The organism is Massilia sp. P2_C2 (assembly GCF_056404615.1).
The window spans coordinates 1-1,615 of record NZ_JBFUDR010000571.1 but is presented as its reverse complement, the minus strand read 5'-3'; the positions used below and the strand labels follow the sequence as shown (position 1 = coordinate 1,615).

At 70.4% G+C, this 1,615-nt stretch carries 1 protein-coding gene and 1 pseudogene; both read left to right on the top strand.

Annotation, left to right across the window (positions count from 1 at the left end):
• Window positions 1-762: pseudogene (locus tag AC1DYX_RS30930) on the top strand (hopanoid transporter HpnN); the annotation flags it as partial.
• 9 nt (window positions 763-771) lie between these two features.
• Window positions 772-1,581, top strand: coding sequence for an MlaA family lipoprotein (locus AC1DYX_RS30925; protein WP_477266019.1), 810 nt, complete (start codon window positions 772-774; stop codon window positions 1,579-1,581).
• Window positions 1,582-1,615: the final 34 nt, after the last annotated feature.

Below are 1,615 nucleotides of genomic sequence, written 5' to 3'. Positions count from 1 at the left end.
GCCATCGCCCTGCCGCTCCGGCTCGCGCTGGACGGTTTGCGCCATGCGCTGCAAGCCGGACCGGTCACGCTCGCCAGCCTGCCCGAGGCATTGCGGCGCGACTGGATCGCGCCGGACGGCCGCGCGCTCGTCGACGTCACGCCACGCCGCCCGGTGACCGGAGCAGGCGCGGGCGACACCGGCCTGCGCCGCTTCGCCCAGGCCGTGCAGCGCGTGGCGCCGGATGCCGCCGGCGGCCCGATCTCCGTGATGGGCGCGGCCGACCTGGTCGTCGACGCGTTCGTGCAGGCCGCGCTGCTGGCCATCGTCACGATCACGCTGCTATTGTGGATCACGTTCCGCCGCTTCGACGACGTGCTGCTGACGATGGTGCCGCTGCTCGTCTCGGGCCTCGTCACCCTGGAGGCCAGCGTGCTGTTCGGGATTTCGCTGAACTTCGCCAACATCATCGCGCTGCCCCTGCTGCTCGGGGTGGGCGTGGCCTTCAAGATCTATTATGTGATGGCCTGGCGCAGCGGCGAGGCGGCCCTGCTGCAGCATGGGCTGACCGAGGCCATCGTCGTCAGCGCCGCCACCACGGGCACCGCATTCGGCAGCCTGTGGCTGTCGCACCATCCCGGCACGGCCAGCATGGGCGAGTTGCTGGTGCTGGCGCTCGTCTGCACGCTGATCGGCGCCGTGTTCTTCCAGCCCATCCTGCTCGGCCGGCCGCGCGCGCAGCCGCGCCGCACGGACGTCCCGCTCGAGCATTCGTCCTCCTGAAACCACCTCATCGACGGAGCCCCTMTGCACACCCAGCACGCCACCTCCGCCGTCCGCCTGCTCACCGGGGCCGCGCTCGCCGCACTGGGCGGCTGCGCCACCGGCCCGAACGCGACGCCGTCCGACCCGCTCGAACCGCTGAACCGCGCGACCTGGCGCTTCAACGACACGCTCGACCGCACCATCGCGCAGCCGGTCGCGCGCGGCTACAACCGCGTCGTGCCGCGGCCCGTCCGTACGGGCATCGCCAACTTCTTTTCCAATCTCGGCGACGTGCCCGTGATGTTCAACGATTTCGCCCAGCTGCGCCTCTCGGACGGCATGCAGGACCTGATGCGCGTCGCCGTCAACAGCACGCTGGGGCTGCTCGGCTTCCTCGACATCGCCACGCCGGCCGGCATCCCGAAACACGACCAGGACTTCGGCCTCACCCTGGGCCACTACGGCGTGCCGAGCGGCCCCTATCTCGTGCTGCCGCTGTTCGGCCCGAGCAGCTTCCGCGACGCGGCCGGCTTCGGCGCCGACCAATACGTGTCGCCGATCAACCAGATGGACCCGGCCTGGCGCAACAGCATGTGGGGCGCCGATTTCGTCAGCACGCGCGCCCGATACCTGAACGCGACCAATCTGCTGGAGCAGGCCGCGCTGGACAAATACCTGTTCGTGCGCGATGCCTACCTGGCGCGGCGCCAGGCCAGGCTCGACGAGGACAAGGAGCAGAAGCTGCCCGACTATGACACGGGCACGGGCACGGGCACGGGCACGGGCACGGATGATTCCATACCGCCGCGCGACCCCACGAGCGGACCGAAACAATGAGTCAGCGCGGCGGCGCCAGTGCGTCGCCCAGTTG